11 protein-coding genes are annotated in these 14996 nt (G+C 73.7%); 1 reads left to right on the top strand and 10 read right to left on the bottom strand.

Going from position 1 to position 14996, the window contains the following annotated elements:
• From ACTMTU_RS33110 to ACTMTU_RS33155, 10 genes are all read right to left on the bottom strand, one after another.
• A complete protein-coding gene (locus ACTMTU_RS33110; protein WP_441267126.1) occupies window positions 1-897 on the bottom strand; it encodes a DoxX family protein in 897 nt (298 codons plus the stop codon).
• 30 nt (window positions 898-927) lie between these two features.
• Window positions 928-1824 (bottom strand): RNA polymerase sigma factor SigJ, encoded by an 897-nt coding sequence (gene sigJ / locus ACTMTU_RS33115; protein WP_441267127.1) that lies wholly within the window; start codon window positions 1822-1824, stop codon window positions 928-930.
• Window positions 1821-3008 carry an NAD(P)/FAD-dependent oxidoreductase gene (locus tag ACTMTU_RS33120; protein ID WP_441267128.1) on the bottom strand — a complete coding sequence of 396 codons (1188 nt, stop codon included), beginning with the start codon at window positions 3006-3008 and terminating at the stop codon, window positions 1821-1823. The genes sigJ and ACTMTU_RS33120 overlap by 4 nt, the downstream gene beginning before the upstream one ends.
• A gap of 108 nt (window positions 3009-3116) precedes the next feature.
• Complete coding sequence (locus ACTMTU_RS33125; RefSeq protein WP_441267129.1) at window positions 3117-3614, bottom strand: GNAT family N-acetyltransferase; 498 nt, start codon at window positions 3612-3614, stop codon at window positions 3117-3119.
• A gap of 87 nt (window positions 3615-3701) precedes the next feature.
• Window positions 3702-3977 carry a hypothetical protein gene (locus ACTMTU_RS33130; protein ID WP_441267130.1) on the bottom strand — a complete coding sequence of 92 codons (276 nt, stop codon included), beginning with the start codon at window positions 3975-3977 and terminating at the stop codon, window positions 3702-3704.
• 234 nt (window positions 3978-4211) lie between these two features.
• A complete protein-coding gene (locus ACTMTU_RS33135) occupies window positions 4212-4586 on the bottom strand; it encodes a hypothetical protein (protein WP_441267131.1) in 375 nt (124 codons plus the stop codon).
• Between the two features lie 124 nt (window positions 4587-4710).
• The gene (locus ACTMTU_RS33140) at window positions 4711-5544 is read right to left on the bottom strand and encodes an NmrA family NAD(P)-binding protein (RefSeq protein ID WP_441267132.1); all 834 of its coding nucleotides are present in this window, start codon (window positions 5542-5544) and stop codon (window positions 4711-4713) included.
• A 9-nt stretch (window positions 5545-5553) separates the two neighbouring features.
• Window positions 5554-6906, bottom strand: a complete 1353-nt coding sequence (locus ACTMTU_RS33145) for a cytochrome P450 family protein (protein WP_441267133.1) — start codon at window positions 6904-6906, stop codon at window positions 5554-5556.
• 23 nt (window positions 6907-6929) lie between these two features.
• Complete coding sequence (locus tag ACTMTU_RS33150) at window positions 6930-8624, bottom strand: phytoene desaturase family protein (protein WP_441267134.1); 1695 nt, start codon at window positions 8622-8624, stop codon at window positions 6930-6932.
• Window positions 8625-8731: 107 nt separating this feature from the next.
• Window positions 8732-9358: a 5' nucleotidase, NT5C type gene (locus tag ACTMTU_RS33155; protein ID WP_441267135.1), complete on the bottom strand. Its 627-nt coding sequence runs from the start codon at window positions 9356-9358 to the stop codon at window positions 8732-8734.
• A gap of 231 nt (window positions 9359-9589) precedes the next feature.
• On the opposite strand from ACTMTU_RS33155, the gene ACTMTU_RS33160 reads away from it, so the two are divergent.
• Window positions 9590-14956, top strand: coding sequence for a type I polyketide synthase (locus ACTMTU_RS33160; RefSeq protein ID WP_441267136.1), 5367 nt, complete (start codon window positions 9590-9592; stop codon window positions 14954-14956).
• Window positions 14957-14996 lie beyond the last annotated feature (40 nt).

Here is a 14996-nt window from a genome sequence, read left to right on the forward strand (position 1 = left end):
TCACGGCCGTTGTCCGCCGACCCAGCCGCGCTCGACTGCCCACTCGCCCGTGAGGTCCTCCGCGGCGGGCAGCGTGAGGAGCGAGACGGCAGACAGGACGACGACGATCCCGATCGAAACGGCCCAAGCGCGAGGACGGGTCTCCGGCCGGCCCGTGCTGTCCCGGCCGGCGTCAGCAGAGCGGTCCCGGCGAAGCCGTGTCTCCTGGAGTCGGCGGTCGGCCGGCCTCAGTGCCCACGACGCGACGGCAAAAGCCAGGAACATCAGCGGCGGCCCCCACGACACAAGACCGTCGCCCTGTGCCAGATGTGACACCACGGCACCTGACCATGTGAAGAAGATACCCGCGTACGCCCATTCCTTGATCATTCGGAACCCGGGCACGACGATCGTGACGGCCGCACCGAAATGACACACGCCCAGAATGTAGGCGAAGTAGTCGGGGTAACCGAGGTGGTCCATCTGGGCTTCGATCCAGTCGATCGTCAGGAGGTTCCACGCCGATCCGGCGATCAACTCGAAGACGATGACGATGGTGGTGAACCAGAAGGCCACGAGGCGGATACGGTTCCCCTCGGTGTGTGCGGCGGTGACCGGCCGCCGGCCGGTTGCGTGCTGTGGGCTGTCGGTCGTTTTGGTGTGCATCTCGGTTTCCTTGTCGGATTGATCGCTGGTTCGCTCGTACATCGGCCGGGGGGCAGGGTCCGCGAAGCGGCGCAGCAGGGCGATGGCGATCCACGTCTCCACCCGTGCCGGCGGCGCTCCAAGGCAGTGGTGGACACCGTGATCGAAGGCGACATGGCCGGCGGTTCGGTCAGGGATCGGCGCTTGTGTCCGGCTGAACCGGGGCGGATCTGACAGCACCCGGCGAACATCCTCATGAAGACTGATCAGCATCCGGGCATGGCCAGGGGATGCCGGCTCCTGCTATCGGCTGATCCGGCGTGGCACCGTCAACGCGAGGAGCTTGTCCGGGTTGCGGATGACGTAGATGTGGGTGATCTCGTCGTCGGTGATCTCGATCAGGAACACGCCCTCCAGGTGATCGCCGCGGTAGGCGACCAGCGCGGGCGCGTTGTTGCAGTTGACCCTCTCGATCCGCAGGCCCGGTACTGACCGCCCCTTATGGAAGAGATTCACGAGACGTGCGGCCACGGCCTCTGCGCCCACCACCGGCCGGCGTGCCGCGGGGATCTTCCCGCCGCCGTCGGCTGTGAAGGTGGCGCCCTTCGCGAGCAGCGCCAGCAGCCCTCGCATGTCACCTGTGGTGGCCGCGGTCATGAACTGAACGGTGATCCGTGCGGTCGTCGCGGTGTCGGCGGGTTCGAAGCGCCTGCGCCGCGCCTGGACGTGTTTGCGGGCGCGGTGCGCTGTCTGCCGTACCGTCGCCACGGGTTTGCCCGCCGCGGCGGCGATGTCGTTGTGGGTGAAGTCGAACACCTCGCGAAGCACGAACACCACACGCTCGTCGGGTGTGAGTGTCTCGAGCACCACGAGCATCGCCATGGACACGGACTCGGTCAGCACCACGTCGGCCGACCCGTCGTGCTCGTCGAGCAGCACGGGCTCGGGCAGCCACGGGCCGACGTAGTCCTCGCGCCGGCGTGCGCTCGCACGCAACGCGTTGAGGGCCTGGCGGGTCACCAGCCGCGCCAGGAACGACCTGGTGTCTCGCACTGTCGCGAGGTCCACTTCGGCCCAGCGCAGATAGCTGTCCTGCAGCACGTCGTCGGAATCGGTTGCCGAGCCGAGCATCTCGTAGGCGATCGTGAACAGCAGCGGCCGCAGCAGGGTGAACCGCTCGGCATGCTCGTCGGTGGTCATGGCGACGTGACGCCCCGCAGTGCGGTAGCCGGCCGCGCGGGACGGGAGCCGCCCTTGGGCCAGTTCAGGGAACCCGGCGTGCGGGCCTCGCGGCGTATCTTTCCCACCCCGAGCTTGCAGGTGAACTCCTTGATCGCCGCGCCGGCGCGGCCACCGACGTAGAGGTTCACCGGGCTGTCGTCCTTGCCGGCGAGCCGGCGGACGGCGCTGCGCCTGCCCAGACTGACGCACGCCCCCGAGAAGGCCACGTCGAGCATCTCCGGCTCAGTCCCGGCGATGCGGCTCAGCACGGTGTTGGCGGCCTGCGCGCCAAGGGGCCCGGCGGCGTAGGAGCTCATCCGCAGTGGCCGGTCCGACGGCGCCGCCGCGTCGCCTGCCGCGACGACACGGTCGTCGTCGATGCTGGTCAGGGTCTCGTCGGTGAGCAGCCGGCCGAGCGCGTCGGTGCGCAACCCGCTGGCTCGGGCCAGTTCGGGCACGCCGAAACCGGCCGCCCAGATGGTCAGTGCGCTCGGCCGCACCCCACCGCTGGCGAGGGCGACCGCGTCCGGCCGGACCTCGGCCACCTCATCCTGCTCGAGCACGGCGACACCGTGCCGGGACAGCCACTTGGCGATGGACCGGCGACCCGGCGCGCTGAACGTCGGCGCCAGGATCGTGCTACAGATCAGCGTGACCGTGCGTCCTTGCTCGGCCAGTTCGGCGGCGGTCTCGATGCCGGTCGACCCGCCGCCGACGACGGTGACCTGAGCGTCGAGCGGTACTTCTCCCAGTCGGGTGCGCAGGCGCTGGGCGAGCTCGAACTCGCTCGGGGAGAAAGAGAAATCGACCGCGCCGGGCGCTGACGGTGTCGCCCCGGTGCTGCCGACCGCATAGATGACGTGGTCGTAGTCCAGCGCGCGCCCCGACGCCAGTTCCACCGCGCGGGCGGCGGTGTCGATGCGCGTGGCGCTGTCGACGACCAACCGGACCTCTTCGCCGAGCAGAGTGCCGTGGTCCACCTCGGCCTCGCCGGTGCCGGCGACGAACTGGTGCAGCCGGATCCGGTCGACGAACGCCGGGCGGGGATTGACCAAAGTGATGTCCGCGCCGGAACGCATCCGCAGCCGATTGGCCGCGAGCGTTCCGGCGTAGCCACCGCCGATCACGACAACCTTGGTGCTTGGTGCGCTGTATTCCGTCATGCCTCCAAGACACCGCGGGCCCAACGAAACGTGACACCCGCCGATGTGACACGTGGCACACCATCGCGAATAACCGGTGATGCGGCCATGTCGTACCGGGTGGCGATGTCAGGCTGGGGCGGGTGGGGCGAGGGCGCGGGTGAAGCGCAGGGCGGGGTGGCCGTCGAGGACGGTGGTGCCCGTTTCCGTGAAGCCGTTGCGGGCGAGGACGGTCCGCGAGCCGGTGTTGGCGACGGTGGCCGCCGCGTGCAGGATGTTCAGGCCGTAGGCGGTGGCCGCGAGCGTGCACACCTGCTGGACGGCTGTGGTGGCGAGGCCTCGTCCGGCGGCCTTCTCGGCGATGCGGAAGCCGAGTTCGGCTTCGCCGTCGGCGAGGTCGACGAGGTTGACGCGGCCCACGATCGCGCCGGTGTCGTCGACGAGGACGTGGAAGCGGCAGATTCCCGCGGCCTGTTCGGCGAGGAGGGCGTCGAGGCGGTCGGCGAAGTGGGTGAAGTAGTCGTCGCCGCGGTCGGGGACGTGGGCGGCGAAGTAGGCCCGGTTGTCGCGTTCGAAGGCGAGCAGGGCGTCGGCGTGACCGGCGTGCAGGGGTTCGAGGCGGGGCATGGGGGAACGGTACGCGGCCGGGCGCGGGGCCGGGCGGCCGGGTGGGACGTGGCCCGGCCACCCGGTGCGGGGTGGGGGCGGTCCTGGTCACGGCGTGCGGGTGATCCAGCGCTGGAGGGCGGCGTGGGTGGTGTCGTCGAGGGCGCAGAGCGCGTCGATGGCGGCGAGGTCGCCGGGCAGCGGGGCGATACCGGCGGTGGTCAGGGCCGCGTGCAGGTCCAGGCGGCGGCGGTCGGCCGGCTCGAGCGGAAGGGGAACGCGCTGTCCGGGCCGGGGCGCGGGCAGCAGGTAGTCGTCGGGGGCGCCGGGGAAGCGGTAGGGGTCGATGGTGGTGGTCCCGGTGGTGGTGTGCCAGGCGGTCATGTCTGCCTCCCTGAGGTGGTGCGGTGTGTGGTGGCAAGGACTGCGCTGCGGGCGGCGGCAGTTGCAGTACGGGAGAATTGCCACCCGAATGTCCCCTATGGCATTTCGTCACATGACAGTTCGTCACAACAGTGGTCGTCTGACGGACACACCGGCCCGCGACGTGCGGGCGGGCCGGTGCGGGCAGGGCCGAAGGCCAAGAGGCCGGGGTGCGGGTGCCGTTCGGGTATTGGTTCAGACACCCAGGCAGCGGTGGGGCGATCCGTTGCCCGACAGGTGTGCGTCCCAGATCCAGCCGGCTCCGGGGACGTAGGACCAGGTGTTTCCGTACTCGTTGACGATGAAGCAGCGGACCTCGATCCGCGTGCCGGCCGCGTAGGTCTGCAGCCGGTAGCACTCGCCGTAGGGGCCCATGCGCAGCGGTGCGGCGTCCAGGGCGGTGTGGGTGGTGGTGTACGGGTTGTCGGCGCGGGTGGGGGCTGCCTGGCTGCACCTGTCGGCCGGTGCGGCGGTGGCCGTGGTGGTGGCGCAGACGGTGGCGGTCAAGGCCGCGGCGGTGGCCATGACCGTGGCGGTGGTGCGGTGGCGGACCTGTCGGTGCTGACGCATGGTGGCTGCCTCCTGCGGGTGGTTGCCGGTGATGAGCGGTCACCGTGGCACGGGGCGGGCGGCCGGCGGGAGGTGCGGGGGTGTCCGGGACGTGTCCCGGACACCCCCGGGGGGCGGGTGCGGGTCAGGGTGTCCAGACGCCGGTGGCGGCGGTCTCGCGGGCGAAGTCGGTGAAGTCGCGCGGCTCGCGGCCGAGGACCTGGCGGACGCCGTCGACGAGGTGGGCGTTGCGGCCGTCGAGGAAGACGGCGAAGACGTCGGCGTAGGTCTGGTCCTGGCCGGCGTCCTCGAGGATGGTGCGGTACTCCTCGACGGTGACGGGGCGGTAGGTGATGGTGCGGCCCGTGGCCTTGGACAGTTCGTCGGCGATGTCGGCGAAGCTGAGCAGCCGGGGGCCGGACAGTTCGTAGGTGCGGCCGGTGTGGGCGGGGTCGGTGAGGGCGGCGACGGCGACGTCGGCCACGTCGTCGGCGTCGACGAAGGGGGCGACGGTGTCGGCGGCGGGGACGGCGAGTTCACCGGCGAGGACCGGCGGCAGGAAGAAGCACTCGGAGAAGTTCTGGTCGAACCAGTTGGAGCGCACGACGGTCCATTCGGCGCCGGAGGCCTTGAGCTGGTCCTCGGCGGCGCGGGCGCCTTCCTCGCCGATGCCGGAGAGCAGGACGATGCGGCGGACGCCGGCGGCGACGGCGGTGCGGCAGAACGCGCCGACGGTGTCGGCGGCGCCGGGGAAGGCCAGGTCGGGGTAGTAGCTGAGGTAGACCGAGCCCATGCCGTCGAGGGCGGCGTCCCAGGTGGCGGGGGCGTTCCAGTCGAAGGGCGGGGTGCCGGTGCGCGATCCCGTACGGGGCCGCAGGCCGCGTAAGGAGAGCCGCTCGGCGACGCGGCGTCCTGTCTTGCCGGTGCCGCCGGTGACGAGGGTCGGACGGGTGTCTGCTGTGACTGCGTCAGGTGTCATGCGTGCCAGTCAAACCGAGCGGTTCCGGGCGGCGCCAGGTTCCTCGAGTCGGAGCCGAGGATTCCTGGCGACCGGGTGGAGTGCGGCGGCGAGGCGCACGGGGAGGGTGTGGTGTCCGTAGGCGATGAAACCTTCGGTGGGGGGCGGTCCGCCGGGTGCGGCGGCGAGGTGGAGGCCGGGGAAGCGGTCGAAGAGGGCGGGCAGGGCGACGACGGCTTCCATGCGGGCGAGGGGGGCGCCGGGGCAGAAGTGGACGCCGTGTCCGAAGGCGAGGTGTTCGGCCGCTCCCCTGCCGGGGCGGGTGATGTCGAACCGGTCCGCGGTGGGGCCGTGTTTGGCGGGGTCGCGGCCGGCGGCGGCGTAGGCGGCGAGGATCGCCTCGCCCTTGCGGATGGTGGGGCCGCCGGGCAGGGGGATGTCCTCGACGGCGTAGCGCAGGGGGACGTTGGCGACGCTGGGGGCCCAGCGCAGGGTCTCCTCGAGGGCGTCGTGCCAGGAGACGGTGCCGTCGAGGACGAGGCGCAGTTGGTCGGGGTGGGTGAGCAGGGCGTGGACGGCGTTGCCGATGAGGTTGACGGTGGTCTCGTTGCCGGCGCCGATGACGAGCAGGAGGGTGTCGAGGAGTTCTCTTTCGCTCAGGTGTGATCCGTCGTCGTCGCGGGCGGCGACGAGGGCGCTGGTCAGGTCGTCGCCCGGGTGCCGGCGCCGGTGGGCGACGAGGGCGGCGAGGGCCAGGTCGACCTCGAGGACGGTGTGTTCGGCCTCGTCGGGGGTGAGGGTGGTGTCCATGGCGCGGGCCATGAGGTGGGCGAGGCGGGGGCGGGAGGTTTCCGGGACGCCGAACAGGTCGCAGATGACCTGCATGGGCAGCGGGTGGGCGTAGGCGGCGCGCAGGTCGACGACGGCGCCGGGGGCGGTGTCCTCGAGGGCGTCGAGGAGGCGGTCGGCGGCGTGCCGGACGCGGGGCAGCATGGCCTGGGTGCGGCGGCCGGTGAAGGCGGGGGCGACGAGTTTGCGCAGCCTGCGGTGTTCGGGGCCGTAGGCGGTGTCCATGTTGTGGACGCCGACCCAGGTGCGGATCCAGGTGTCGTGGTGTTCGCCGCGTTGCCAGGCGGGCCAGTGGCGGCGCGGGTCCTTGGAGACGCGGTCGTCGGTGAGGAGGGTCTTGAGGAGGTCGTGGGTGTTGATCGACCAGGCCCGGATGCCGGCGGGGAGTTCGACGAGGACGGCGGGGCCCAGCGCGCGCAGGCGGGCGGCCTCGCCGTGCAGGTCGCGGCCGGCGGCGTCCAGGACGAACGGCCGGGGGCCGGGTGGTGCGGTGGTGGCGGGCGTGGCGGGCCGGGGCGGGTGCGGGTGGGTCATGGGGTGCTCCTCGGGGCTCGGGCTCATGCCGGGCGGGGGGCGGTGTCGATGCGGGCGAGGCCGCGGGCGTGGTGGCGGGCCTTGCCGCGGGAGACGGCGAGCGGGTCGAAGTCGTCGCCCCGGTGCGGCAGCAGGGACGGGTCGGCGAGGACGGCGCCGCGGGTGACCTCGGGGAGGAGCCGGCGGCCGAGGATGGTGGAGGCGCACATCATGGCGCCCGTGGCGACGCCTTCGATGCCGGAGCCGTAGCGGACGCTGGTGCCGACGACGTGCAGGCCCTCGACGCCGGTGGTGGTGTCGGGGCGTTCGCCGGTCGCTCCCCAGCCGGCCAGGCCGTAGGGGGTGCCGCCGCGGGAGTGGATGTAGCGCTCGTGGGTGAGGGGGGTGGCGGCCTCGAGGTGGGTGATGTGGCCGCGGAAGGGGCCGAGTGCCTCCTCGGCGGCGTTCAGCATGGCGTCGGTGAGTTCCTTTTTGCGGCGCCGGTAGAGGTCGGTGCGGCGGTAGCGGCCGCCGTCGGCGGGCGCGGCGTCGGCTCCCCAGTAGGCGTGGTCGGGCGGGACGAGGGTCATCACCTGGAAGTTGCTGTGGCCTTCGGGGGCGATGTTGCGTGCGCCGGGGTCCTTGAGGGAGGAGAAGGACACGAACAGGAACGGCACCGGGTCGATGCGGTGTTCGGCCAGTTGCCGGAAGCCGGTGTCGATGTCGGTGTGCCGGTACCACCACAGGTTGGCGTTGGGGCGTTCGGGGAGGGTGGTGTCGAGGGCGACGTACAGGACGGCGAAGGGCAGCGACATGCTGGAGTCGCGGGTGCGTTCGACGGTGCCGGGGTCGAAGTGTTCCTCGCCGACGAGGTTCTGGACGGTGCGGGTGTAGTCGGCGTTGGAGACGACGAGCGGTGCGGTGAGGACCTCGCCGTCGGTCAGGGTGACGCCGTGGGCGCGGCCGGCGGTGACGAGGATGCGTTCGACCCGGGTGCGGGTGCGGACCTCGCCGCCGTGCGACTCGATGACTTCGACGAGGCCGGCGGGCAGCATCTGGCCGCCGCCCTTGGGGTAGTAGGCGCCGTGGAGGTAGTGGTCGATGATCGCCGCATGGGTGGGCAGCGGGCAGCGGGCGGGCGGCAGTCCGTAGGTGGGCGCGTGGGCGGCCAGGACGGTACGGGCCCGGGTGGAGAGGCCGCAGTGGTCGAACAGGTCGGCCAGGGTGCGTTGTTCCCAGGCGGTGAAGGCGGGGCTGCGGGCGGCGAACTGCTCGTCGGTGAGGTCCGTGTCGCCGAGCAGGGCGCTGCGCCCTTCGGCGCCGACGGCCGAGCAGATCGAGGTGAACGTGTCGATACCGGCGGCATCGCCGGGTAACGCCTCCTTGAGGCGTTTGCGGTAGCCGTCCCAGCCCGCGGGGACGTCGAGGGTGAGGCCGGGGACGACGATGCGGTCGAAGCCGTCCTGGTCCATGGGCAGGTAGGTGATCCGGTCGGCGAGGCCCAGGCCGCCGAAGACGGAGGGCAGCAGGCCGCCGGGGCCGCAGTCGCCGAGGTAGTGGATGCCGACGTCGAACTCGTAGCGGCGGCGGCGACGGAAGACATGGCTGTTGCCGCCGGCGACGTCGTGCTGTTCCAGCACGAGGACGCGCAGTCCGCTGACCGCGAGGTAGGCGGCGCAGACGAGGCCGCCGATGCCGGAGCCGACGACGACGGCATCCCACTCTTTGCGTTTCGCCATGCTGCGAGCAAAGCGGGCGGCTCGCAACAGGCGTGCAAGGCGGCGCGGACGGCGGCGCTCCGGTCCGGGTGCGGGCGGGGCCGCGGCCCGCTCCTGACCTGAGAGGTTCAGGCGGTGGCGGCGAGGCGGGCGGGGCGGCGGGCGGCGGGGCAGGCCGCGGGGGCGGCGCTCTCGGCGGCCACCAGGGCGAGGAACTCGTCCCAGTCGAAGACCCGTTCCGCCCGGTGGGCGGTGATCGGCCCGTGGCACCACAGCACGGGACGCGGGTGGCCGGCGTCGACGAGCGCGTCGCAGTTGCCGGGCGAGTCGTCGAGGAAGACGTCGGTGAACCGGCACGCCTTGTCGGCGGCGATGGTCAGCGAGTCGACGGGGAAGTCCCAGGCGGCCAGCCACGCCGCCGTGCGGTTCCAGGCCAGCTGCGCGGGCACGCCGGTGATCGCGCGGGCCGTCACGTAGTGCAGCCGGTGGCCGGCGCGGGCCAGTTCGCGGACCGCCTCGAGCGCGCCGGGCAGCGGGGCGCCCTCGGTGAACACGACGTTGTCGTGCACCCCCCGCCCGCACAGCGCGAAGAACTCCTGCTCGCTCAGGCCCCATTGGTGCACGTACCAGTCCCATGACTCGGCCTTCGCCGAGCACGGGCGTCCCAGGGTGTGCTCGGCGTAGCGGGCGACGACGTCGACGAAGGGGTAGAGCACCCCGTCGATGTCGAGACCGATGTCCAGTGTGCGGGTCACGGCTGCCTCCTTGACCTCGTACCGCGTGGAGACGGCCGCCGGCTCCCGGATCCCCGGGGGGCGGTGCCGCCCGGTCGGCATCGTGGACCGCCGCCCGCAACGCCGTCGCAACGTGCCCGCAAGGGGCCGGCCGGCAGGACGGGGCGGGGGACTTGCACCGCGCTTGCTCCCGGCGGGATTTGCTGGCCTGTGGACGTGGGACCGTTCGCCAACGCCGAAAGGCTGGAGTCTGTGACGCAGCAGCACGAACATGCCGAAGCCATCGCCGTCGTCGGGATCGGGTGCCGCCTGCCGGGCGGGATCGACACCCCCGACGCGTACTGGACGTTCCTGACCGAGGGCCGTGAGGCCGTCGGCGATCTGCCCGAGGGACGCTGGGACGCCTACCGGGGCCGGCCGGGCGCGGCACGTGCGCTGGCCGGCGCACCGCGGCGGGGCGCGTTCCTCGCCGACGCGGCCGGTTTCGACGCCGCGTTCTTCGGGATCACCCCGCGCGAGGCGGAGCTGATGGACCCCCAGCAGCGGCTGACGCTGGAGGCGGGCTGGGAGGCGCTGGAGGACGCGGGGATCGCCCCGCACACCCTGGCCGGTTCTGACGCGGGCGTGTTCATGGGCGCCGGATCCGACGACTACGGGCGGCAGATGCTCGAGGACCTGCCCGCGATCGAGGCCTGGTCGGGGATCGGCGCGTCGCTGTGCGCGATCGCCAACCGCCTCTCCTACGTCCTCGATCTGCGCGGGCCCAGCCTCGTCGTCGACACGGCCTGTTCGTCCTCGCTGGCCGCGCTGCACCTGGCCTGTCAGAGCCTGCGAGCACGCGAGTGCACGCACGCCCTGGCGGGCGGTGTGCATCTGGTGGCCGCGCCGGGCCTGTCGATGGTGCTGGACGCCGCGGGAGCCACCTCCCGCGACGGGCGCTCCAAGTCGTTCGACGCGTCGGCCGACGGCTACGGCCGCGGTGAGGGCGTGGGGGTCGTGGTCCTCAAGCGGCTCTCCGACGCGCTCGCCGACGGTGACCCGGTACGGGCCGTGATCCGCGGCAGTGCGCTGGCGCAGGACGGCCGCACGAACGGGATCATGGCGCCCAGCGGCGCCGCGCAGGAGCGGGTGGTGCGGGCCGCGCTCGAACAGGGCGGCGTCGAGGCGCTGTCGGTGTCCTTCGTGGAGGCGCACGGCACCGGGACCCGGGTGGGCGATCCGGTGGAAGTGGGCGCGCTGGCCCGGGTGTTCGGGGCCGGACGGGCCGCGGAGCGGCCGTGCCTGATCGGGTCGGTGAAGGCCAACATCGGGCATCTGGAGGCGGGCGCCGGGGTCGCCGGGGTGATCAAGGCCGTGCTGGCGCTCCAGCACGGTGTGATCCCGCCGACCGCGAACGTCCATGAGCTCAACCCCGACATCGACTGGGCCGCCTCGGGGCTGGCCGTGCCCACGGAGCCGGTGCCCTGGCCCGCACAGGACACGGTACGGCGGGCCGGGGTGTCCGGCTTCGGCTACGGAGGCACCGTCGGCCACGTGGTACTGGAACAGGCCCCGGCCACGGCGGACACCGCCACGGCCGGTACGGGGACGGGCGCGGCGGCCGGGAACGCGGCCGCGGATGCCGCACGTACCGAGGGCTCGGGCGATGCGGCGGGTCCGGGGCTGTTCGTGGTGTCCGGGGCGTCCGGGGACGATGTGCGGGCGCAGGCCGCCTCGCTCGCGGCCTGGCTGCGGGGCGAGGGCGCCGGCGCGCCCCTGGACGGTGTCGCGCACACGCTGATGGCCCGTCGCAGCCATGCCGTGCACCGGGCCGCGGCCGTCGCGCAGGATCACGGCGGGCTCGCCACGGCGCTCGAGGTGATCGCCGAGGGCGGCACCGCGCCGACCGCGGTCGCGGGTCAGGTCCTGCCCGGTGGCGGGGGCGGCGCGGTGTGGGTGTTCTCCGGGCACGGCTCGCAGTGGGAGGGCATGGGCCGCGAACTGCTGGCCACCGAGCCGGTGTTCGCCGCGGCGGTCGACCGGCTGGAGCCGGTCTTCGCCGAGGAGCTCGGCATCTCGCCGCGCCGGGTGCTGAGCGAGGGGCCGCTGGGCGGGACCGACCACGTCCAGCCGATGATCTTCGTGGTGCAGGTCGCCCTGGACGCCCTGCTGCGCTCCAAGGGCCTGACGCCGGCCGCCGTGGTGGGCCACTCGGTCGGCGAGATCGCGGCCGCGGTCAGCGCCGGGGTGCTCGGCGCGGCGGACGCCGCCCGGCTGATCTGCCGCCGCTCCGTCCTGCTGCGCCGGGTCATGGGGCGCGGCGCGATGGCGATGGCGGGCGCCGGGTTCGAGACCGTCCAGGGCCTCCTGGGGGACCGTACCGACGTGGTGGCCGCGATCGCCGCCTCCCCCGCCTCGACCGTCGTCTCCGGCACGCCGGAGGCCGTCGAGGAGGTGTGCGCCCGCCTGGAGACCATGGACGTGATGGTGCGGCGTGTCGCCTCCGACGTCGCCTTCCACAGTCCGCAGATGGATCCGCTGCTCGGTGAACTGGCCAAGGCGGCCGACGGGTTGGAGGTGCGGGAGCCGGTGGTGCCGCTGTATTCGACGGCGCTGGAGGACCCGCGGTCGGCCGCGGTGCGCGACGGCGCCTACTGGGCGGCGAACCTGCGCAACCCGGTCCGCCTGGACGGTGCGGTGCGGGCGCTGGCGCAGGACGGGCACCGGGTGTTCGTCGAGCTGTCCGGGCATCCGGTGGTCACCCATTCCGTCGGCGAGACGCTGGAGGCGGCCGGTCACGACGACGTGCTCGTCACCGCCACCCTGCGCCGTGAGCGGCCCGAGCGGGCCACCCTCCTCGCCCACCTGGGCGCCCTGCACTGCCATGGTGCCGCCGACGGCCTGGAAGTGCCGCGCGGGCCGCTGACCGCGCTGCCCCGCCGGGCCTGGCAGCATGTGCCCTACTGGCGCACCCCGTCCTCGCAGGGGCCCGTGGCGGAGGAGCACGACACCGGCTCGGGCACGCTGCTCGGCGGGGAGGTGACGTGGGCGGGTGGCGTCTCGCCGCGGCTGTGGCGGACCCGGCTCGACGAGGACTGCCGGCCCTACCCCGGCTCGCACCCCATCCACGGCGTCGAGGTCGTCCCCGCCGCGGTGCTGCTGAACACCTTCCTCGCCGCCGGCGGCACCGACACGCTGCACGACGTGGCGCTCAAGGTGCCGGTCGCCGTCACCGTCGAACTGGAGGTGCACGTGGTGCGCGACGACAGCGGCATCCGTCTCGCCTCCCGCCGCACCGCCGCCGCTTCCCCTGACCTTGCCGCCGGTACGGACGGCGGTGCGGCGCAGGCGGGTTGGAGCACCCACACCACGGCGCGGCTCACCTCCGGCCGCCCCGGCGGCGGTGACGGTGACGGCGGGGGCGGCGAGGTCGCGGACCGTGCCGGTGACGGCGGATGGGACGGGTCGGCAGCCGTGGCGCTGGACCCCGGGGCGGTGAACGAGCGGCTGCACGCGGTCGGTGTCGCCGATGTCGGATTCCCCTGGCGGATCACCGAACTCGCCTCCTCACGCGGGCAATTGCGTGCCCGGGTGCTGCCCGCGCCCGGCGGGGACCTCTCCCCCGCCCTGGCCCGCGCCTCGCTGCTCGACGCCGTCTTCTCCGTCGCCCCGCTCGTCTTCCCCGCCGACGTTCGGCTGCGGATGCCGGCCGCCGTGCGGCGGGTACGGCTGCCGCTGGCTCTGCCGGAGGCCGTCACCGTGCAGATCGTCCCCTCCCCCACGGGCGGCGACGCCACCGACGCGGTCGTCCGCGACGAGGACGGGCAGGTCCTCGGCACTCTCGAGGGACTGGTGTTCGCCACCCTCGACGGCGGCACGGGCAGCGGCCCCGGGCTCCCGCCGCAGCGCCTGGCCCACACCCTCGGCTGGTCCGCGGCCGCGCTCACCGCCGAGGCCCGTACCCGGCTGCGGACCGTCGCCCTGGTCGGCGAGGGCGCCCCCGCCGGGCTCGCCGACGATGTCACCCGCGCGCTCGGCGAGGCCGGACTGCGCTGCCTGCACGCGAAGGACGCCGATGCGCTCGGCGGCCTGGTCGACGAACTCGGCCCGGGGGACGCGGTCGTCGTCCTCCCCGACACAGCCGGTCCGCCGGCCGGCGCGGCGCGGCGCTCCGCCTGGCGGCTGGCGTCGACCGCCCAACTGCTGCTGGAGCGCTGCGGATCGCTCCCGCCGAGGCTGTGGGCGCTGACCCGCGGCGCCTGGGAGGCCGCCGGCGGCGACGCGGTCGCGCAGAGCGCCCTGCTGGGCCTCGTCCGCATCGTCGCGGGCGAGCACCCGGAGTTGAACGCCCGTGCGGTGGACCTCGACAACGGCACCCCGCCGGCTCTCCTCGCCGGGCCGCTGGCGGAGTTGCTGCGCTCCGCGCCGGAGGCGGACGTCTACCGGGTCGGCGAGGGCGGGGTGCGGGCCGCCCGTCTCACTCCCCTGGTACCGGACCCGGACGGCCGGGACGGCCGGGGCGCCGGGCCGGGAGCGGGCGCGTGCCGGGCGGACGGGACGTACCTGATCACCGGCGGGTTCGGCGCGCTGGGCCTGGAGGTCGCCGACTGGCTGGCCGGCCGGGGTGCGCGGCGGATCCTGCTCGCGGGCCGCACGGCCCTGCCGCCGCGCCGCGGTTGGCCCGCCCAGAGCGACCCGGCCACCGTGCGGCGTATCGAGGCGGTCAGGCGGCTGGAGGCGCGCGGGGTGAGCGTGACGAGCGTGGCCGTCGACATCGCCGACGAGGCGGCGGCCCGCGCGGCGCTGGACACCGACGCGCTCGGCCTGCCGCCCGTGCGCGGTGTGGTGCACGCCGCGGGAGTCCTGGACGACCGGATGCTCGGCGACCTCGACGAAGCGTCGCTGGAGCGGGTGCTGGCGCCCAAGGCGGGCGGGGCGCTGGTGCTGCACGAGCTGTTCCCGCCCGGCAGCACCGACTTCTTCGTGCTGTTCTCCTCCGTCGGCTACCAGTTGGGCCTGACCGGCCAGTCCAGCTACGCCGCCGCCAACGCCTGCCTGGACGCCCTCGCCCGCCACCGGCAGGCGGCCGGCGACAGAGGCAGCACCGCCTATGCGTGGACGTCGTGGCGCGGCGCGGGCATGGCGGTCAGCGACTTCGTCGACGCCGAACTCGCCGACCGTGGCAGCGGTTCCGTCGAGCCGGCCGACGCGCTGCGGGCCTGGGAGTACGCGCTGGGCTGCGGTGCGCGGCCCTATGTCGCCGTCCTGCCGGTCACCGGCGCCACCGGCCTGCCCGTCCTCGGTGAGCTGTCCGCGCCGGGCGGTAAGGCGGCGGACGGGCCGGACGACGCGGCCGCGTTCCGGGCCGACGGGCTCACGCAGGAGGAGCTGGGCGCGCTGCTGCTGGCCGAGGTCGGCCGGCAGATCGAGGCCGAACTCGGGCTGAGCGCCGAGCGGCTGGACGTCCACCGGCCCCTGACCGAACTGGGCCTGGACTCGGTGATGACGCAGGTCCTGCGGCGCGGCCTGGAGCGGCGGCTGGGTCTGAAGCTGCCCGCCACGCTGGTGTGGAAGCACCCAACGGCCGCCGCCGTCGCCGCGTTCCTCACGACCCGGCTGGCCGCCCCCTCCCCCGCGTAACGCCTCCCCCGCCCCCGTCCCCGCGCAGCTGCTCCCGCCC

This window comes from Streptomyces sp. OZ13, assembly GCF_052068155.1.
GTDB lineage: Bacteria > Actinomycetota > Actinomycetes > Streptomycetales > Streptomycetaceae > Streptomyces.

Excerpts from the sequence above, each read along its gene's own strand:
- ACTMTU_RS33110 (WP_441267126.1), bottom strand. The coding sequence starts at position 897 with ATGCTGATCAGTCTTCATGAGGATGTTCGCCGGGTGCTGTCAGATCCG.
- sigJ (WP_441267127.1), bottom strand. The coding sequence starts at position 1,824 with ATGACCACCGACGAGCATGCCGAGCGGTTCACCCTGCTGCGGCCGCTG.
- ACTMTU_RS33120 (WP_441267128.1), bottom strand. The coding sequence starts at position 3,008 with ATGACGGAATACAGCGCACCAAGCACCAAGGTTGTCGTGATCGGCGGT.
- ACTMTU_RS33125 (WP_441267129.1), bottom strand. The coding sequence starts at position 3,614 with ATGCCCCGCCTCGAACCCCTGCACGCCGGTCACGCCGACGCCCTGCTC.
- ACTMTU_RS33130 (WP_441267130.1), bottom strand. The coding sequence starts at position 3,977 with ATGACCGCCTGGCACACCACCACCGGGACCACCACCATCGACCCCTAC.
- ACTMTU_RS33135 (WP_441267131.1), bottom strand. The coding sequence starts at position 4,586 with ATGCGTCAGCACCGACAGGTCCGCCACCGCACCACCGCCACGGTCATG.
- ACTMTU_RS33140 (WP_441267132.1), bottom strand. The coding sequence starts at position 5,544 with ATGACACCTGACGCAGTCACAGCAGACACCCGTCCGACCCTCGTCACC.
- ACTMTU_RS33145 (WP_441267133.1), bottom strand. The coding sequence starts at position 6,906 with ATGACCCACCCGCACCCGCCCCGGCCCGCCACGCCCGCCACCACCGCA.
- ACTMTU_RS33150 (WP_441267134.1), bottom strand. The coding sequence starts at position 8,624 with ATGGCGAAACGCAAAGAGTGGGATGCCGTCGTCGTCGGCTCCGGCATC.